The organism is Lachnoanaerobaculum saburreum DSM 3986, from assembly GCF_000185385.1.
Classification (GTDB): Bacteria; Bacillota; Clostridia; order Lachnospirales; family Lachnospiraceae; genus Lachnoanaerobaculum; species Lachnoanaerobaculum saburreum.
This window is the reverse complement of record NZ_GL622296.1, coordinates 1,458,631-1,477,904: the sequence shown is the minus strand read 5'-3', so window position 1 is coordinate 1,477,904 and position 19,274 is coordinate 1,458,631. Positions and strand designations below refer to the sequence as shown.

The window sequence follows — 19,274 nt, the reverse complement described above, 5'->3', positions numbered from 1 at the left end:
GCTTAACCCACCAGCTTTAGACGGTGGGTTAAGCTAGCATTATTTCAATCTTTTTAATATAATTCAGCGGTGAGGAATAAATGTTTTATATCTTTATCCCTATTCCCCTTTTTGACTTTCCGGTAACTTAGAAGATGTATTTTTTATTGTCCGCTTAAGCTCCTTAACATATGGATTCATCTCTAATACCCGTTCTCTTAAATAATGAAAAAATGATTCATCACCATAATAAAATCAACAACAGTACGTTCCTCTTTCATTCTCTTTTTTCTCTCTTTCTCATATAACAAAACCTCCTGTGCGAAAAATTTCTTTTTATATTTTATTGCACAGAAGGTTTTTTGGCTTAAAATTTTATTGTTTTATTGCGAAAAGTTTTTATTCCTCAGAGCTGTTATCATTTTATAGAATATTATGCTAAAATATACTATTATAGTATTTTTATTGAGGTCAATTTATGGAAAAGAGAACAGATTTTTTTCAGATGTTGTATTGGTTATTTTTTCAGCGGAACGGCAACACTTATTATAGGTGCCGTAATTCCTCACCTTATGAAAGAAATAGGACTTAATTATATCGGTGCAGGAGGTATTCTGACCTTTTTTTATATAGGTAATTTTTGCGGCAGCTTTTTATATACGGCTTTGTCTGCAAAATTTGGAGATAAGGCTACCATAACCTTTATGACTTTTCTGTCCGTATTATGCTTTGCCGCTTTGATTACCACACCTCCTTTGATTGTAATAAATACAAGTGTGCTCATTTTGGGGCTTACAAAGGGTTCCATCACTCTTTTTAACAATTACTATGTCAACAATATGTATGAAAATCCGGCACCGAAAAGTTCTGTACTTAATGCGATGTTTGCCGTAGGTGCCTTTATATCGCCTTTCCTGCTTTCATCTATTCTTCTTCTTAACTTGAACTGGAGATATATTCTTGTACTTATAGCAATAGTTGCGTTCTTTGTTACGGCGAACTTTTTTACCGCTGACAAAGATACTCTGAAGTTTTACAAGATGCATGCAAAAAATACCACAAACACGGCATCAAAATCTCAGATATCTTTTTTGTATGATAAAGATTTTTATATCAACGGATTATTGTTGTTTTTCTACCTCGGGTTTGAATACAGTATCAACGGATGGTTTATCACATATCTAAAGGATACCGGAATTATGAGCATTTCACTGGCCACTACAATGGTTTCTGTCGCTTGGATTGCCATATTGATATCAAGACTTTTTGTAGCGAAGCTAAGTCAAAAAGTATCATCAAAAAAGATAACGGCCTTTGACTCATTCGGTTTGGTTGTATGTTTCTTCCTGCTTATTGCCACCAAAAACATATTTGTTATAGTTATATCACTGTTTTTGCTCAGACTCTTTATGGCGCCTGTGTTTCCTCTTGTATATGCCGTCTCCAAAAACTCATTGCAAGGCTCAGCTTTTGCTATGACTGTATTTACCGCACTTACATCTATTGGAGGTATACTCACCCCATATATTATAGGCGTGATATCAAACAACTTCAGTATAAATACCGCAATATTGACACTTATATTCAATGCAGTAATTATCTTTATACTTTCTTTTTTGAGTTATAAAAAATCATATTAAAACAGGGCAGCCGTTTTAGCGGCTGCCCCTTAATTATTCTCAAGCCTTATTTGCCGAACCGAAAAGCTCTATCTTTTCTCTTACCGTATTCTTTATAGCCTCCGCACCCGGTGCTAAAAGCTTTCTTGGGTCAAATCCCTTTCCCTCAAGGTCCTTACCCGCCTCAATATACTTTCTTGTAGCATCTGCAAATGCAAGCTGACACTCGGTATTTACATTGATCTTTGAAACACCTAAAGTAATAGCCTTCTTAATCATATCTGCCGGGATACCTGTACCGCCATGAAGAACAAGCGGAAGTGTACCTGTCTTCTCCTGTACCTTAGCTAAAACATCAAAGTTAAGTCCTTTCCAGTTTGCAGGATACTTACCATGGATATTTCCGATACCTGCCGCAAGGAAATCTACACCGAGATCTGCAATCTTCTTGCACTCATTAGGATCCGCACATTCACCTTCACCTATCACTCCGTCTTCCTCACCGCCGATAGAACCTACTTCAGCCTCAATTGACATTCCATGCTCATGTGCAAGTGCTACAAGCTCCTTAGTCTTTTCAATATTCTCTTCTATAGGCAGATGTGAACCGTCAAACATAATTGAAGAAAAACCGGCTTCAATACATTTCTTACATCCCTCATATGAACCATGGTCAAGATGAAGTGCTACAGGAACTGTAATTCCCATCTCTTCCACCATAGCCTTTACCATAGCTGCAACAGTCTTATAGCCTGTCATATACTTTCCGGCACCCTCAGAAACTCCAAGAATTACCGGAGAGTTAAGCTCCTGTGCTACTGCCAAAATGGACTTTGTCCACTCAAGGTTGTTGATATTAAAATGACCTACTGCATAATGACCTGCTTTTGCCTTGTCAAGCATTTCCTTAGCTGCTACTAACATAATTACCTCCTGTTATTAAATAGAATATCCTCTACCTCTTTTTGCATATCTGCACTGTCACATTCTCTTGTATGTCTGACAGGTGCATCCTTTATCTCTAAGATCGCTCTCGGAATATCAGGTGCTCCAATCTCATGCAATTTATCAATGACTTCAAAATCTCCCATCTTTTGCTTCTTTCCCAAGATTGCCTCAAGAACACTGTCTGCAAACTTATACGGACTGGCTGTAGATGCTATGACCGTACTTGTCATATCCTTTGTGACATCTTTATAATGTTGATATACTGAAAATGCCACTCCTGTATGTGTATCGATAATATAACCTGTACTGTCATACAGAGATTTTATACCTGCAAAATTCTGCCCTTCATCGGCATAACCGCCTACAAAGTCCTTCATAAAGTCCTTCATAGCAGGTGTAACGGTATACTTACCGTCAGTTGCCAACTCTTTCATAAGCTTCTTCACATACTCACCGTCACTTCCGCAACTCAGATAAATAAGTCTCTCAAGATTACTTGAAATGAGTATGTCCATAGACGGTGAGGAAGTTAGTATAAACTTCCTGTTTCTATCATATACCCCATTCTCAAAGAAATCAAATAAAACTTTATTTTCATTTGAAGCACATATCAGTTTGTTAACAGGTAGACCCATCTGCTTTGCAATATATGCCGCCAGAATATTTCCGAAATTTCCTGTAGGAACACATACATTGATTTTTTCACCGTCTTCTATATCGCCATTATCAAGAAGCTTTAAATATGCATATACATAGTATGCTATCTGTGGAACAAGACGACCTATATTTATAGAATTTGCACTTGACAGTTGAATACCGTTTTCATCCAGCTTCTTTGCAAAATCCTTATCTGCAAATATCTTCTTTACACCGCTTTGTGCATCGTCAAAGTTTCCATGAATGGCTACAACATCTGTATTATCACCCTTTTGTGTAACCATCTGAAGCCTTTGCACATGGCTTACACCGTCCTTAGGATAAAAGACTATGATACCTGTACCCTCCACATCACAAAATCCCGACATTGCAGCCTTACCTGTATCACCGCTTGTGGCTGTAAGAATGACAATCTTATTTTTAATACCGTTTTTCTTTGCCGCTGTAGTAAGTAAATGCGGCAATATGGAAAGTGCCATATCCTTAAATGCAATAGTATCACCATGGAAAAGCTCTAAGAAATATACTCCGTCAGCTTTTACAAGCGGTGCAATCTCTTTTGTATCAAACTTATCATCATATGCTTTATCTATACAATCCTTCAGCTCTTCCTCTGTATAATCACACAAAAGAAGCTTCATCACCTCATAGGCAACTTCTTTATATCCTTTCCACATAAGCTCCTTAAATTTGAAATCAAATTTCGGAAACTTCTCAGGCATAAAAAGTCCTCCGTCATCTGCAAGTCCTTTTAGAATTGCTTGCGATGCACTAACACTCTTTTGTCCGCCTCTGGTACTTTTATATTTTATGACTTCCATAGTAAACTCCTGTTTTTTGATCGTTTAAACTATAACACATATATAAAGAATAATAAAGTTTATCTTTTAAATTAACGACCTTTAACTTTTATTTACTATTCTTTCACGTCCTATTACTCTTGTTCCCAGGTCAATATCCTTACAGTACTCTATTTTTTCCGCATAATTGTTGTTAAAGTCTATCTGATTGACACCTCTGTCTTTTACAGCCGCCGATGTCATATTGTAGTCTGCTGTAACCTTAAATATATATCCAAAAAATGCTAATATACTTGCTCCTAAAACTATCCAGAATATATTTGATTTCAAATTATTTGTAAAATAAAGTATTGCGGTAACTATTGCAAATATAGGAAGTATTGTCAAAAGTGCCGTGAGAATCAACTTGCTCATAACTATAGGCAGTTTGCCCACCACCTTTCCGGTCTGACCGTTTACGCTGAAAAAGTAATGCTTATCACTGTCCTTGTCATTATAAGATATTGCCCAAACCGGCAGCATAGCATATTCAAAACTGCCCTTTTTCACAGTAAAATCATTGTTTACCACTCTTACCCTCTCACCGGTCATAGACTTTTCTACAACTCTTGTGGAATATTTGTATACATCATCTTCTATAGATGACATAAGTTCCTCTTTTTCAATATCCTTTTTTTCGGCTACAAAGCCGCTTAGATATGATGAATCAAATTTTATCGAAGTATTAAAGTCAAAAGGATATACCGACTCTACCAAAACTTTATTTGACTTTGCAAGTGCCAGTTTCGGAAGATTCTTTACAACCACATCTCCCTTTCTGATAATTCTAAAGTCTTTTCTGTATGTTACTTTATAGTCACCTTCGGTTCTTGAATATGTTCTGCTTCCCTCTCTGTCCAAATCTACCAAAACCTTCGTATTATACAGCCAATATGGAAAATATACCCCATTGATTTCTTCTATCTCTTTTTTATCATTATAAAAGCTCTTCGGTACAAATTTCTTTTTCTTTATCCAGTTGTCAAAAGACTCAAGTGCCTTCTTCTTATCCACTTTAAAGGGAATAACTTTTGTAGGCATCTGTGAGCTTTCCAGCTTACCTGTCATAACTATCGGATTATTGCAGTAGTAACAAGTCGTAGCTACAGTTGTCTCATCTGTGACTATATTTGCACCACAGCTTGGGCAATGGTACTCTACATATTCACCGTTATTACTGCTTTCTACCACTTCGTCCCTCTCTGACAAAAGATCAAGTAACTTTACCTCATCTTCTGTATAAACAGTATTACAATATTCACAATCAAACTTTCCAAGTGTTGCTGAATATTTTACAGGACCGCCACAATTTTTACATTTATAAATTACTGTTGCCATATTTCCTCCAAGTCTTACCATGTGGTTTTATTTTTACTACAGATAATGCCAAAAAGATAACAGATAAAGCCAAGTCCAGAACTATATTTATATAAAACCAGTTATTATACCAAAACAGGCTTACAAGTACGTCTGAGCTGTCTTCACCCATGATCTTTGACAATAAGAAATCCATACTAACTAAAGGGTTAAATAACAAAATAAACTTACTAATTTTTATAAAAATTATACTAAAAAAATTATTTTCATTCATATTGAATGAATTGGCAGCTAAAAAGTATACCACCAAACTTCCAAAAAAGAGTACTAAAACAGCCAGGTACAGTAATGCCGTTGCCACACTTGTTTTTCTTGCTATAGTCGAACAGAAAATACCCATTGAGATAAGCAACACCACAAATATAAAAAAGTTGATTGAAAGCTTTATTATATCAATAACGGTTATACCGCCATATAAGAACAGTATAGCCATAATAGGCAACTGTGATACCAAAATAAGCATTATTGATACAAACAGACTTAGAAACTTTCCCGCCACAATACTCTTTGCAGTCATTTTTGTAGTCAAAAGTATCTCAAGCGTTCCTCTTTGTCTTTCATCACTTATAGCACCTGATATAAAGCTCGGTGCTACAAATACAAGTAATACTGCCGGAACAAATACGACTATTCTGAAGATTTTTAAAAAGGATGTGTAATCAATACTTGATGTCTTTCTTGCATAATCCACAACCTCATTCATCTCTATAAGTGTGACTGCCGCCGCAATGAAGTTAAAGACTAAAACGGCCATTGAAAGTCTCAAACTTCTTGTACTTACTCTATGTTCCCTTTCATAAATCGGATTAATATTCATTACTAAAAATAACGCTTTCATTTGAATGATTGGTAACTTTAATGAAGAATGATTCCAAACTGCCCGGTTCTCTTATAAATTCACTGACCAAAATATTGTTTTGTATAAGGTCTTCAAGCAGTTTAGCTTCATCTAACTTCTTACCCTCAAAGTATACCATAAAATAGCCATTATCTACAGATAAAATTCTAACTTTTTTATTATTTTTAAATACCTCAAGTGCCAAATTTTCATTGTTGAGAACCTTAACCTTTATCGGATTGGCTCCTTCCACCTTATCAAGTATTTCCTCAACACTTCCTGATATAATCTTCCTTCCGCCTTCAATAATTCCTATATCGGTGCATATTTCAGAAACCTCAGATAAAATATGTGAACTTAGAAGTACCGTCTTACCGCCGGCATTCAACTCCTGCAAAAGTTCCTTCAGCTCGTATCTTGCCCTTGGGTCAAGTCCGCTTGCAGGTTCATCCATAATGATAAGTGCAGGGTCATGAATAAGTGCTCTGGCTACACATAACTTTTGTTGCATACCTCTTGACAGTTCATTCAGATAAAAATCTCTCTTATCCGTCATTCCCACCTGCTCTAAGAGTATCTCCGCTTTTTTCCTTGCTATATAGCCTGTAAGTCCGTATGTGGAAGCAAAAAAAGTCATATATTCAAATACTGTCATATCATCATATATCCCTAAAACATCAGGTACATATCCTACTATTTCCTTTGAGTTTTTTTCCTCTTTTACCAGACTTATATTGTTAAACAGTATATCCCCCTTATCAGGATATATAATACCCGAAATAATTTTTATAGCTGTTGTTTTACCTGCACCGTTCGGACCTACCAGTCCATACAGGGCCCCCTCCGGTATATTAAGGCATAGATTTGACAATGCTGTATGCCTTCCATATGATTTACTTACATTTTTTATTTCCAACATTTATTTTTCCACACCTAAAACACTTATCATTGGCAGTGCTGTTTCCAAGTCACCGTTTTCTATATTTGAATACCTTACTCTCATAGTATTTGTATCCGAAAGATATATAAGTAAATCAAGTATAGAAAACTCATTTTTAGAAATATAATCAAAATTGCCTGTCTTAAAATTATACAGGGCAATATTTCCATTAAACAATTTTATTTTATTACTGTATGCCGGATTTGAAAAAATATCGGAAACCGGTTCAAACTTTACTTTCTCTATATTGATATTTTCACCCAGAAAATACTCTAAAACTGTTGCATCGCTACCCTTTAAGGCATTGTCTTTATATGAATAATTTCCGCTTAACACAAGCGGCATCTTAAGTAATGCCTGTCTGTATATCTTTCCATGCTCGATAGAATTTACAGGGATAACCGAGGTCAAAAGTGTCAAGCCGCTTCCCTCCATAGTATTGCTGAAGAAAATAGGATTTGACAGTGCCTCATCGGAAAATGCAATAATTCTTGCATCTGCAGTATATCCATTTGAATTTTCTTTCAAATAAAATGAAATAAAATTTGATACATTCAATTGTTGCATATATTTTTCGGTATCCATTCCGTTTACAGTACCGTTTTGATTTATTGTAGTATCTTTTTCCATACCGGTAATTAACCCGGCAGTAATATCAAAATCTGTCAAAGGTATGTTTAAAAGCTCACAATTATCTATCTGTCTTGTTTCTCCCGCCTTAAAATCTCCAAGTACGGCAATCTTACCATAAAGAATCAAAGCGGCATTCTTCACCTTATAATTATAATTATTGGTAATTTCCATACTCAAGTTTCCGTCAAAGAAATTGATTTCTCCGGTAAATCCCTCATTATTCAGATTCTCTATAGTTTTATCCAGCTTCCATATATTTGATGAAAATGCACCTATCTGATTGATATGCACATTCTTTGTAAACTCGGTGTTATCAATAGTTACAGAAGTATTTCTTCTAAGAGACTTCTTATTATCTGTTTCCGACCTGTTTCTTATTACCGGAACTATTGAATAGTTGGAGTCAACCACTACATCATATGGCTTATTATAAGGATTTCTAAGGTTGACATATGTTGATTCAGACACATCCGAATCCCCCGCCTCATACACTGTTACATAATTATAGAAGGTCGTACTGAACCTTGTTCTGCCGTTGTATATCAATATCAGTGATAAAAATAACAGTGATATAATCATTACTGCTTTCCTATAGTATATAGCAAGTCCGTAATCTCTTAAATAAATAAACAAAATAGGACCTATCAATAATATATAGGCAATAAATATCAATGTATACACAGTCATAGGGGGAAGCTTTTTTATCTCTGAAGAGTTTAATATCGGTTCTACATTCTGGAAGGTATCATCTGTATTCTGCTTTGCAAGTCCACCTATTCTCTCATCTCCCAACACAGATGATATTATATACCCGGCAAACTGTGTATTTTCGTTTGCAAACTGCTTCAGTTCACAAAAATCAAATCCTGCTACCGCTATCAAACCTCTTTGTTTATTAACTGAAGTTATCAGTGGAAAATCTCCATCAGACAGTATGATATTGCCGCCATGCAAATTTATACCGGTACTTTCCAAATCTATAGTCTTACTTTCATTGTTAAATGCAAAACTTACAGTTCTTACACTTGGAGTATCATATATATCCTCCAACAGTTCAGGGGCATATCTTCCTACCGTATCATCAGCTCTTGCACCGGTTCCCATAAGCAATACTCCGCCTTGCTTTACCCAGTCCATAAGTGCCCTTGACTGTTCATTTGACAAGTCTCTTATTCTGAAATTGCTGATAATTATTATATCCAGCTGTTCCAATCCGGCATATGACTTTGGAAAGGTACCTGCTGCCAGGTTTACTGTTTTTAGATTCATAAGTCCGAAGTTGATTGCCACATCATTAAAATAGTCAAGCTGATTTTGATTGTCACTAAGCAACCCCACAAGTACTTTTGACTGATTGGTGTCCAGATTAAGTGATACATCTTTTTCTACAACAGTTTTTCCGTCCTTATCCTTTAACAAAACTATTATATTATTTACTTCATTGCTGATTCTGATATAATAATTTGACAGTTCACTCCTGTTCTCATCCAGATTCACAGCATACTCATATGCATACTTTCTATGATCCGCCTCAGTAAACTCTATAGATACCTTTCCACTGAATTTTTCAGTCGAAAAGTTGCTGTAGAACACATGAATAGGGAGGTATCTCCCTCCCTTTGCAATATTTCCATAGCCATAGCTTATATCTATAGTTACATTACTGTTATCTTTTATTGCAGAAAAAGCATTGAATCTGAAACTTGTAACAAAGCATATGAACAGTAATACGAATAAAAGTACTCTATTCAAGCTTTTTAAAATTTTCTCTTTCAACATCTAACTCCTTTGGCAATGTCACACTGAATACAGTTCCACCCAAGTCACTTGTAACCTCTATGACTCCATGGTGAAGTTCCGTAATATTCTTTGCTATAGCAAGTCCAAGGCCTGTTCCTCCTGTACCTGAGTTTCTTGCCTGATCAACTCTATAAAACTTATCAAAGATAAGAGGCAGTTCATCTTGCGGAATTACCTTTCCATAGTTTATTACGGCGATCTTAACTATATTATTTTCTGCAATAATCTTTACATCTATTCTTTTTCCGTCTGCACCGTATTTGACGGCATTATTGATAAGATTGTCAAACAGCCTTGCAAGTAAGGTGCCGTCACCGTCTATAACATATGAGTCAATATTTGTATTCACACTGCATGTAATACCCTTATCTTCAAAGCTCGGATAAAACTCCTCCATAAGCTGACAAAGCAGTTTTATAATATCTATCTTATCTATCTTAAGTACAAGTTTTGATGAGTTTGTCTTTGTAAAGCTGAATAAGCTTTCTATCAAATCCTGTAGTTTTTTTGACTTTTCATAGACTATCTTCAGATACTCTTTTTTTGTATCCTCTGTCAATTCCCGTTTGTTTATCAAATCAAGATATCCAAGTATTGATGTAAGCGGTGTCCTAAGATCATGTGCAATATTTGTAATCATCTCATTTTTTGACTTCTCATTGTGCCTTTCACTCTCCATAAGTACTCTGATTTCCTCAGACATCTTATTTATATTTGCAGCTATCTCCGAGAACTCATTGTCACCCCTTACATCAATATTGGTATTTAGGTCACCTGATGATATTTTTTTGATAGCATGAAGTATATCATCTATATATACAAATGATTTTCTTTGTAACAGCCAAAATGATAAAGTAAATACACCTATCCCGAACACTACCAAAATGAGTATAACTACCAAATCACTTCCGCTTCCCCTCACTAATAAGGTATCGCTTTCTTGATTTATTATATGCAGTTTGGAAAAAGTCGAAACATTACTTACCAATATAGTTTCCACCAAAATAGAAACCACCAAGCTAAAGAGTATATTCATTATAACTTTAGTTTGGAATTTTTTTTCTAAATCATCTCTCAATTTTATATCCAACACCCCATACAGTAGTTATAATCTTATTTACTCTGGCATCTTCATTCATCTTTCCACGAAGTCTTCTGATATGCACCATTACAGTATTGTTGGCTTCATAGACCTTCTCATTCCATACTCTTTCAAATATCTCATCTGTGGAGAATACCTTTCCCGCATTGCTTGCAAGCAGGTATAGAATATCAAATTCAATAGGTGTAAGCTTTATTTCCTTATCATCTATTATAACTTTGTGATTGTCCTTATTGATGATCATTCCTTTTAGTCTTATCTCATTCGGATCCTCTTTTTCAACCACTATATTGTTCGGATTAAGTTGAGTATATCTGCGAAGCTGTGACTTCACTCTTGCAGTAAGTTCCAAAGTGTTGAAAGGTTTTGTCACATAGTCGTCCGCACCGGTTCCAAGTCCCAGTATCTTATCGATATCCGCACTCTTTGCACTGAGTAAAATGATAGGGAAATTATAACTTTCCCTTATCTTTTTACACATCTCAAGCCCGTCCATACCGGGCATCATTATATCAAGTATTGCAAGATGGATATCTTCCTTTTCTATTATAGCCAGTCCGTCTTCGGCATTATTTGCCTTAAATACAGTATAGCCGTCACTTACCAGATATATCTCCACCAAATCCGCTATTTCTTTTTCATCATCTACGACTAAAATATTTATATCCGCCATTATATTCTCCTTTATTCCTCACCGGTTTTACTCTGATTTTCCGTATCGGATTCAATGTTGTTTCCTTCATTTTCATCCGACAATCCGCCGTTTTTATGCTCACCGTCATGTTCGCCGTCAGCACCTTCTTTATGTTCACCGCTCTCTTTATGTGGCGATATTCCTATAGCACCGTCCAAATCAGTATCCACGCTGACATCTGTACCCTCTTTATCTGCCCCAAGCCCTGTGTCCTTTATTATTTTATTGCTTATTTTTGTAAGCTCCTCACTTGGTGTATATGTATAGCCCGGAATCTTGCCAAAGAGCATCTGATGAAGTGCTATTACATTTGACTTTAATGTTATCGGTACAACATAGTCTCTTTTATGCATTTTCTTAGTATCTTTATCAAAGGGAAAGCCTGCGGTTTCACTCAAATGATACTTTGATATATCCTTTGCAAAAGGTATAAGATCATTGATTCCTACATTTGTAGAAGTCTGCGGCAATACTGCTACCAATATACTGTACAGTGTAGAGAAATTGGCATTCTTAGCCTTATCAAATGCCAGACTCACTACCTTTCTTTGTCTTTCCGTTCTGTTAAAATCAGTATCCATAAGCCTTAATCTTGCATAAGCTACCGCCTGCACACCGTCAAGATGGTTCATTCCCGCATGTTCCAGCTCATGTGAACCTACACCTGTTGCCTCTACGGTCTTTGCAATAAAAGAATTAAGATATTTGAACTCCGCATCCGTTACCTCAAGGTCAACACCGCCTAAAATATTGATAGCATCAATAACCGCCTTCCAGTTTACCGTGATATATTCTTTCAAATCCAGATCCAGATTTCTGTTAAGTGTCTGCATAGCCTGTTCAGGTCCGCCCTCTACATAGGCCTGATTGAATTTGTGGAATTTTCCGTCACTGTCTATCATTGAATACATATCTCTGTAAATAGAGACAAGCTGTATATCTCCGGTCTCTCTATTTACATTGACTATCATATTCACATCACTTAATGCACCCTTTCCTACATTGCCGTCTCTTGAGTCCACACCGAAAACCGCTACCGTATAGTAGCCCTTTTGGTTCTTGACATAGTGAAATGCAAAATATGTTCCGCCTCCGACTATAGTAAATAACAGTATAAGCAAAACTAATCTGGCTAAAAAGCCTCTCTTTTTTTTAGGCTTTTTTGTCTTTGCCTCTTTCTCGGTTTTTTTTATCTTATCTGAACTCGGCTTAACATTTACCTTTTTAGTGACTTTTTTGGTTTTTACCACCTTCTTAACAACCGGTTTTTGCACCTTCTTTTTGACAACTTTTTTAGGAGCCTCCTCTGTTTGTTGCGGTTTTCTCACCGTCAAATTGTCATTTTTTCTTACTACCGACTTTTGACGACTCCTTGGTAGCGGTATCTTTATACCGTCTGTCTCTATATCTTCACTTACACTGCTCTTTATACTTCTGCTGTTTTTTATTTTTGAAGACCTGTCACCACCGATAATATTTATTTTATCAGTTTTTTTCTCTATTTTTCTTATATTCCGTCCAATCTCTTCAAGCTTTTTATTATTTTCATCTATGGTCTTTTGTATCCTCTCATTTTCTTCTTTAAGCTTCTCTTCTTCTCTTATTTTTTTCAGCTTAGCTAAATCTCTCAAATATTTTTCAAGATCTTCACTATCCGCTTTGCTAAGCTCTTTGTAAAAATCGTCATCTCTCATTTGGAGTAATGTTCCTTTCAAGAAGTTTTCTCCTCTATTCTATCATAGATAAAAATAATATACACTAAGAAAAATATAATAAAAAATGATATTTCAATAAAAAAGGCGGGCAAAACCCACCTTGTAAACATAAATTCAGATTTTATTTAGAAAGTGATACTCCGTTTGAGCCTGCATCATCTTTGTCATTTTCTTTGACAGACTCTTTGGTCAAATCAACTTTTTCAGATTCCGCCGTACTTTCAACCGTATCGTTACCTGCCATTTCTCTGGCAAGTTTTGCAGTCTCATCTACAATATCACTTGAATTAATCTGCTTTGCACTGTCCAGACTGTTTCCACATTTTGTGCAAAAACTTGCACTATCCGAACAAGTTGCACCACATTTATCACATACCACCGTTTTTTGAGCGGTTTCACCTGCCGCCTTTTTCTGTGCCTGTGCCTGCTTGGCATTGTCTAAATTATTTCCGCAGTTATTGCAAAAAGTTGATGTTTCAGGACAAGTCGCACCACATTTATCACATACCACCGTTTTTGATACAGCGGCCTTATTCGCGGCAGCCGATACATTACTTGCCACACTGTTTGCCACACTTCCCGCTTTATTCAGCATTTTCTTTGCATAGTCTACATTCAGATCAAGTGCTACAGCATTTTCATCTATCTCAGTTCTGCCTGTTTTCAAGATACCGTATATTGAAAGTATCAGGTTTATAAATAATAAAAATACCAGTATCCAAACAAAAAATGTTCCTCTCATAAATGAGGCTTGTAGACTTGATACACCGTTTGTTGAGGTAAACTCTACAAATCCTAAAGATACATTTAAGATATAAATTATATGTACAAATATATAGCTCTTATTACCTGTAGTCTTTTTATTAATTGCCCATAATACTATATTTACAATAGGATAAATCAAAAACAACATTATAGGTCCTTTAATTGCCGACAGCTGCCCTACAACACTGTCACTAGGATCAATTAACAAAGCACTGAACATTGAGAAACTCTTTTTCAGACTGTCTCCAAAAAGACCGCCCCCAAAATCCACCTTGATTATAGGCAGAAAGAAAAATATAATAAACAGTGCCGAAAGAATACATAAAATATTTAATACACTGAGTCCTTTGTTGTTAATAACCAGATCATTGTTTTTTGTCCTTTTTATGCCTTTTAACATATAATGCTCTCCTTATCTTTATGTAATTTCTTTGCCACAGCTTGAACAGAACTTAGCTCCCGCTTTGTTCTTTGCTCCGCAGTGTGGACAAAATGCCGATGTTTCGCTTATACCCGCTTGACCGCCTTCACCTGTCTGTGCCTTATTTTTCTTTGATTTTTTTATTAAAACTATAATCACTATGATAAAAATCAAAATCAATACCAACGCCGCCACAACAAAGACAATATATATATAATAATTGGTGCGAACACTTGTAAATTCCGGAAAACTGATATATGAGGCCGCCACATTGTTGCCCTTTACTACAAAATCGTTTCCTTTAAACTTAGCTTCCGCATTATCAAAGCTGCCGCCGAAATAGTCTCCCTTTGCCAAAGGCTTACCCACACCCTTTACCATATACTCATATGAATCTATAGTTCCAAGTGTAAATATCTCAGGTGTAAAGTCATCTATAAAGCTTAATTTTTGCTTAGATGCAAAATATCCTTTTTTATCAATCTGCAAATCCGAATTAATTCTGCTGTATTCTGTAGCTGTTTGCCACATCTTAATATCTTCATCAAGACTGCCTGTGGAAGTTATCTTCACCTCCAGATCTTTGCCCTTTAGTGCCAATTTGCCTACTTTAATCTTTGTATCGGCAAAAGCCTTTTTCAGATTTTCTTCAAGTGTCTTAATATCCGCATCGGTAAATGAATCTTTAAACACAACCGTAATATCTCTTTTTATTTTACCGGTTGGACTGATTTTTACTATATGCTTATATTTACTTACTGTAGGTACAATATTTACATCTAAACTGATATCAAATGCCGAACTGTTACCGGTAAACAGCAATTCATTACTGTCACCGCTTCCTGAGGCCAGTGCAATATCCTGCTCTGTACCTGAAGCATCCACCACATCACCGCCATAGTTGTTTTGCGGATTTACATAGTAATTTAATCTGACCGCATTGTCACTGTTACTGATATATTCTTCAAGATTGAGATTCTCATTAAGGAACACATTCTTTGAAAACAGATGTTTTCTGTCAAGATTGTCATCTGTATCATCTGCCGATTCACTGCTTTTTGTATCAGTTTCACTTGTATCTGTGCTTTCATCCGCTTTTTCGGATTTGTCTTTCTTAGATTCTTCTTTCTTAGATTCTTCTTTCTTTGACTCCGTTTCAGAAGTTGACTCTGTCTGTGCAGTACTATCACTTTCAGATGTAGAATCAGCCGCAGTGCTTTCCTTCTCCACAGGAAATCCCGATACTTCCTTCTTACCTGTAAAAGTTTCAGTCATCTGCTTACACTCGTCAAGACTCAGTCCCTTACCCTCAACAGTAAAGATATGCAAACCGTCCTTTTGTTCCCAGCTGCCGCTTCCGATATTGCCGACTCTCTTGGACATAAACTGCTCTATATCGTCCTTTGCCTGGTTATATGTAGAATCCGGTATATTTACAGCTATACTTCTATCAATAGTGCTGTCCTTATTTACGGTAGTATTGAAATCCACACTGTCCAAAGGTAAATACTTGGCGGAGTTCACATCTATGATACTCATTTCAGAGTCCTTGGCATATTCATCACCGTTGATATGCAGACTTATATAATCTGATGAAAAAATATATGTTTCATAAGATGATGTAATGTAATTATTTTTCATAATTCCGTCACTCATCCACTTCAACAAATCGTCACTGCCAAAGTTCTCCTGATATGCAACACCCTTTGCAAAAGCCGTATCGGATCTGAGGAATGTAACCTTAGGTACAATATCACTGCCTACCGCCTTAAGTATATTGCCAATCTTCTCTTCATATTCATCCTTTGATGTGAAGTTTATAGTAAATACGGCTACTATATTGCTGTTATCCTGATTTACTGAAGTAATCTCTATATCAGGCGGACATAAGCTCTTTAGTGTGGCTTCTACAGTTGCCAAGTCCTTTTGAACATATGATGTATAATCCGCATTTGAAATTGTGTATGTTATTATCCTGCTTCCTGAAAAGGAGTCATCAAAACTCATATCTGTTTTTACAACTCCGCCACATGCACTGAGAAATACGAAAGCAAGTAGACATATTAAATATTTTAGTTTATTTTTCATAATACTCCTGTTTATTTATCTTCCAAAGTAACTGTCTATACCGTCTGCTATTCCTTTTGAAAGAATTCTAAGTGTATCCTTACCATGATCGGATGTCTTGTCACCAAGCTCAATATCTATAGACGGAATAGTTGAATAAGAGGTCTGTGTAAGATCCATCTCCATCCTGCCTTTACTGAATATCTTGGTACCGTTTTGTGAAAGCCCGTTTATCAAAGACTTTCCAAGTGCCTCATGCTTTTTCCAGTTTGAAGCCACCGGTTCCATACTCTTATATGAAGCCACATCAGGTACTCCCATATAGAATGCACCCTTATTTGATGAGGTGGAATCCCAGTGAAGAGCAATATGTGCCGACGAATTGTTATTGGCAATAACTGTTCTTGCAATATTGTCAAGCTGAACATCATTTCCGTCACGAATCATAAGTACATTGTATCCTCTTGAGAGCAGCTCATCTTTCAAAACCTTTGCCATCTCAAAGGTAGCGGTACTCTCCGGTGTACCGTCTGAAAATGTCATACCCTCAGACACTGCAATAGCTGTAGTCGCTCCCGCCTTTGTAGTACCGCTTGTTACTTTAGCACTTCCGTCAGGATGACAAAGTGTCTTCTGTGACGAACCCCCCTTAGTGCCATGTCCTGCATTTACCGCTATAGTGATACCGTTTCCGTTTTGACCTGCCTTATATAATACAGCCTTTCCGGAATTTATCTTTGAAAATGAAGCATACTCCCAGCCGGAGTCAAGACCTATCTCTTTTGTCTGATTTGAATCTGCCTGATTTGAATCTGCACTTTTTTTTTAAATTTTCTTCTTTTTTTGAAGTTTCTTCTTTTTTTGAAGTTTCTTCAGCGGGCTTTGTGCTTTCTTCTTTCGCCTTGGCAGTCTCTGTAGCGGTTTCAGGTGCTGCGGAAGTCTCTTTAGCGCTTTCCGGTACGGTTGTCTCTTCCTGTGATGCGGTTACATTTTTTTTAACCACCTTCAAGTCGGTGGCTTCTCTGCTCTCTTTACTTTCAGCACTTGTAATACTGCTTTCCACACTGACTTTGCTTTCATCAATGCCCCTACTTTTACCGGCATTACCGGCGCATGCCGTCAATATTCCTGACAGGATAATTACCTGACAAATAAATTTTTTTTTCATAGTAAACCTTTTAACTTTGCATATGTCTTTATAAACTCTACACTGCCCTCAAGTCCAAGCTTGGTACTGTTTACACACATATCATAGCTTCTTGAATCCGCCCATCTCTTGCTTGAATAATAGTTGTAATAACTTGATCTTTTCTTATCTGTTTTTATCATAATATCCTTTGCCTTATTGGCATCAATATTATTTGTTTCCATAATTCTCTTTATTTTATCCTCATCATCTCCGGTAACAAATACTGAAAAAGCATTAGGATCCTCCGCCAAAGCATAATCTGCACATCTACCTACTATAATACATGATTCCTCTGATGCAAGTTTTTTTATAGTGTCAAACTGTGCAAGAAAAATCTTGTGATTTATAGGCATATCCATATATGATGATGATGTATATCCCAAGGAATATGTATCCATAACAAGAGAGTATAAGAACGAACTGGTCGGCTTCTCGTCATGAGTTTCAAATAACTCAGCAGCAAGTCCACTCTCCTTTGCAGCTCTGTTAAGGATTTCCTTGTCATAGCACTTGATACCAAGTTGCTCTGCCAGCATCTGTCCAATCCTTCTTCCGCCGCTTCCACACTGTCTACCAATTGTAATAACTAATCTTTTGTCCATATCGACCTCCTAAACAATCAATGTATACATCTTTACTGCTGTAGTCAAATAAAACTACAGATAACCTGTATCGCTATTATATAACAAAAAAAGCATAATGTATATATATTGTCATTAAATCCGGGCTTTTTAGTTAGTGTTTATGCCGTTATATCTGAATTTTGATTTAAACTTTCCTAAATTTATTTAAGATTTCATTAAAATACTCAGGTATAGGAGCTTCAAACTCCATATACTCTTTAGTTTTAGGATGAATAAATCCAAGCACCATCGCATGTAAACACTGTCCCTGCAATTTCATACCGCTCTTACCGGCATAGACTTCATCTCCAAGAAGCGGATGATGTATATATGCCATATGAACTCTAATCTGATGAGTTCTTCCGGTCTCAAGCACACATTCAATATAGGTATAACCGTTTAATCTCTCAAGCACCTTATAATGTGTTACAGCCCTTTTTCCATCTTTATCCACCGCCATCTTCTTTCTGTCACTTTTTGACCTTGCAATAGCGGCATCTATCACACCTTCATCTTCCTTTATATTGCCTGTTACAATGGCCACATATTTTCTGGTAATGCTGTGATTTGCCAGCTGCTTTGCAATATGTTGATGTGCAATATCATTCTTGCAGATAATGATAACGCCTGTAGTGTCCATATCAATCCTATGCACTATTCCCGGTCTAAGCACTCCGTTAATACCTGAAAGATTACTCTTACAGTGATACAAAAGCGCATTTACCAAAGTTCCCTTATAATGTCCTGCCGCCGGATGTACCACCATGCCCTTAGGTTTGTTCACCAATATAACATCCTCGTCCTCATAAAGTATATCTATCGGAATATTTTCAGGCACAATCTCAAGCGGTTCGGGCTTAGGTATATCAAGCACTACACACTCACCCTCTTTAAGCCTATAGTTTGCTTTTATGATCTTATTATTTATAGTCACCTTGCCCTTTTTTATCAAATCCTGGATATATGATCTGGAGAAACTTTCCAGATTCTTTGCTAAAAATAAATCTATTCTTTTATCAACATCCGATTCTTCCGCTATTATTTCAAAGGTATCCATTTGTCTCCAAA

General features: G+C 36.3%; 14 protein-coding genes and 1 pseudogene. 1 reads left to right on the top strand and 14 read right to left on the bottom strand.

Annotated features, from left to right (window positions below):
- Positions 1 to 365 precede the first annotated feature (365 nt).
- Positions 366 to 1,619, top strand: a complete 1,254-nt coding sequence (locus HMPREF0381_RS06885; RefSeq protein WP_008751211.1) for an MFS transporter — start codon at positions 366 to 368, stop codon at positions 1,617 to 1,619.
- Between the two features lie 39 nt (positions 1,620 to 1,658).
- On the opposite strand, the gene fba is transcribed toward HMPREF0381_RS06885, so the two are convergent.
- From fba to HMPREF0381_RS06810, 14 genes and pseudogenes are all read right to left on the bottom strand, one after another.
- On the bottom strand, positions 1,659 to 2,522 hold the full coding sequence (fba, locus tag HMPREF0381_RS06880; protein WP_008751210.1) for a class II fructose-1,6-bisphosphate aldolase: 864 nt from the start codon (positions 2,520 to 2,522) through the stop codon (positions 1,659 to 1,661).
- A 2-nt stretch (positions 2,523 to 2,524) separates the two neighbouring features.
- The gene (gene thrC / locus HMPREF0381_RS06875) at positions 2,525 to 4,024 is read right to left on the bottom strand and encodes a threonine synthase (RefSeq protein WP_008751209.1); all 1,500 of its coding nucleotides are present in this window, start codon (positions 4,022 to 4,024) and stop codon (positions 2,525 to 2,527) included.
- 81 nt (positions 4,025 to 4,105) lie between these two features.
- Positions 4,106 to 5,380: a hypothetical protein gene (locus HMPREF0381_RS06870; RefSeq protein ID WP_040461249.1), complete on the bottom strand. Its 1,275-nt coding sequence runs from the start codon at positions 5,378 to 5,380 to the stop codon at positions 4,106 to 4,108.
- Entirely contained in the window at positions 5,361 to 6,236 is an 876-nt protein-coding gene (locus HMPREF0381_RS06865) for an ABC transporter permease subunit (RefSeq protein WP_040461761.1), read from the bottom strand. The genes HMPREF0381_RS06870 and HMPREF0381_RS06865 overlap by 20 nt, the downstream gene beginning before the upstream one ends.
- A complete protein-coding gene (locus tag HMPREF0381_RS06860; protein ID WP_008751206.1) occupies positions 6,226 to 7,176 on the bottom strand; it encodes an ABC transporter ATP-binding protein in 951 nt (316 codons plus the stop codon). Before HMPREF0381_RS06860 ends, HMPREF0381_RS06865 begins: the two co-directional genes overlap by 11 nt.
- Positions 7,177 to 9,609, bottom strand: a complete 2,433-nt coding sequence (locus HMPREF0381_RS06855) for a hypothetical protein (RefSeq protein WP_008751205.1) — start codon at positions 9,607 to 9,609, stop codon at positions 7,177 to 7,179.
- Positions 9,575 to 10,666, bottom strand: coding sequence for a HAMP domain-containing sensor histidine kinase (locus HMPREF0381_RS06850; RefSeq protein WP_081457415.1), 1,092 nt, complete (start codon positions 10,664 to 10,666; stop codon positions 9,575 to 9,577). Before HMPREF0381_RS06850 ends, HMPREF0381_RS06855 begins: the two co-directional genes overlap by 35 nt.
- A 31-nt stretch (positions 10,667 to 10,697) precedes the next feature.
- Positions 10,698 to 11,405, bottom strand: coding sequence for a response regulator transcription factor (locus HMPREF0381_RS06845; RefSeq protein ID WP_008751203.1), 708 nt, complete (start codon positions 11,403 to 11,405; stop codon positions 10,698 to 10,700).
- Between the two features lie 11 nt (positions 11,406 to 11,416).
- Positions 11,417 to 13,120 carry an LCP family protein gene (locus tag HMPREF0381_RS06840; RefSeq protein ID WP_008751202.1) on the bottom strand — a complete coding sequence of 568 codons (1,704 nt, stop codon included), beginning with the start codon at positions 13,118 to 13,120 and terminating at the stop codon, positions 11,417 to 11,419.
- 142 nt (positions 13,121 to 13,262) lie between these two features.
- On the bottom strand, positions 13,263 to 14,306 hold the full coding sequence (locus HMPREF0381_RS06835) for a zinc ribbon domain-containing protein (protein WP_008751201.1): 1,044 nt from the start codon (positions 14,304 to 14,306) through the stop codon (positions 13,263 to 13,265).
- 18 nt (positions 14,307 to 14,324) lie between these two features.
- A complete protein-coding gene (locus HMPREF0381_RS06830; protein WP_008751200.1) occupies positions 14,325 to 16,415 on the bottom strand; it encodes a zinc ribbon domain-containing protein in 2,091 nt (696 codons plus the stop codon).
- Between the two features lie 15 nt (positions 16,416 to 16,430).
- Positions 16,431 to 17,562 (bottom strand): annotated as a pseudogene (locus tag HMPREF0381_RS15865) (N-acetylmuramoyl-L-alanine amidase family protein).
- A complete protein-coding gene (locus HMPREF0381_RS06815; RefSeq protein WP_008751197.1) occupies positions 17,559 to 18,185 on the bottom strand; it encodes a cytidylate kinase-like family protein in 627 nt (208 codons plus the stop codon). Before HMPREF0381_RS06815 ends, HMPREF0381_RS15865 begins: the two are co-directional and overlap by 4 nt.
- A 166-nt stretch (positions 18,186 to 18,351) precedes the next feature.
- The gene (locus HMPREF0381_RS06810; protein ID WP_008751196.1) at positions 18,352 to 19,263 is read right to left on the bottom strand and encodes an RluA family pseudouridine synthase; all 912 of its coding nucleotides are present in this window, start codon (positions 19,261 to 19,263) and stop codon (positions 18,352 to 18,354) included.
- Positions 19,264 to 19,274: the final 11 nt, after the last annotated feature.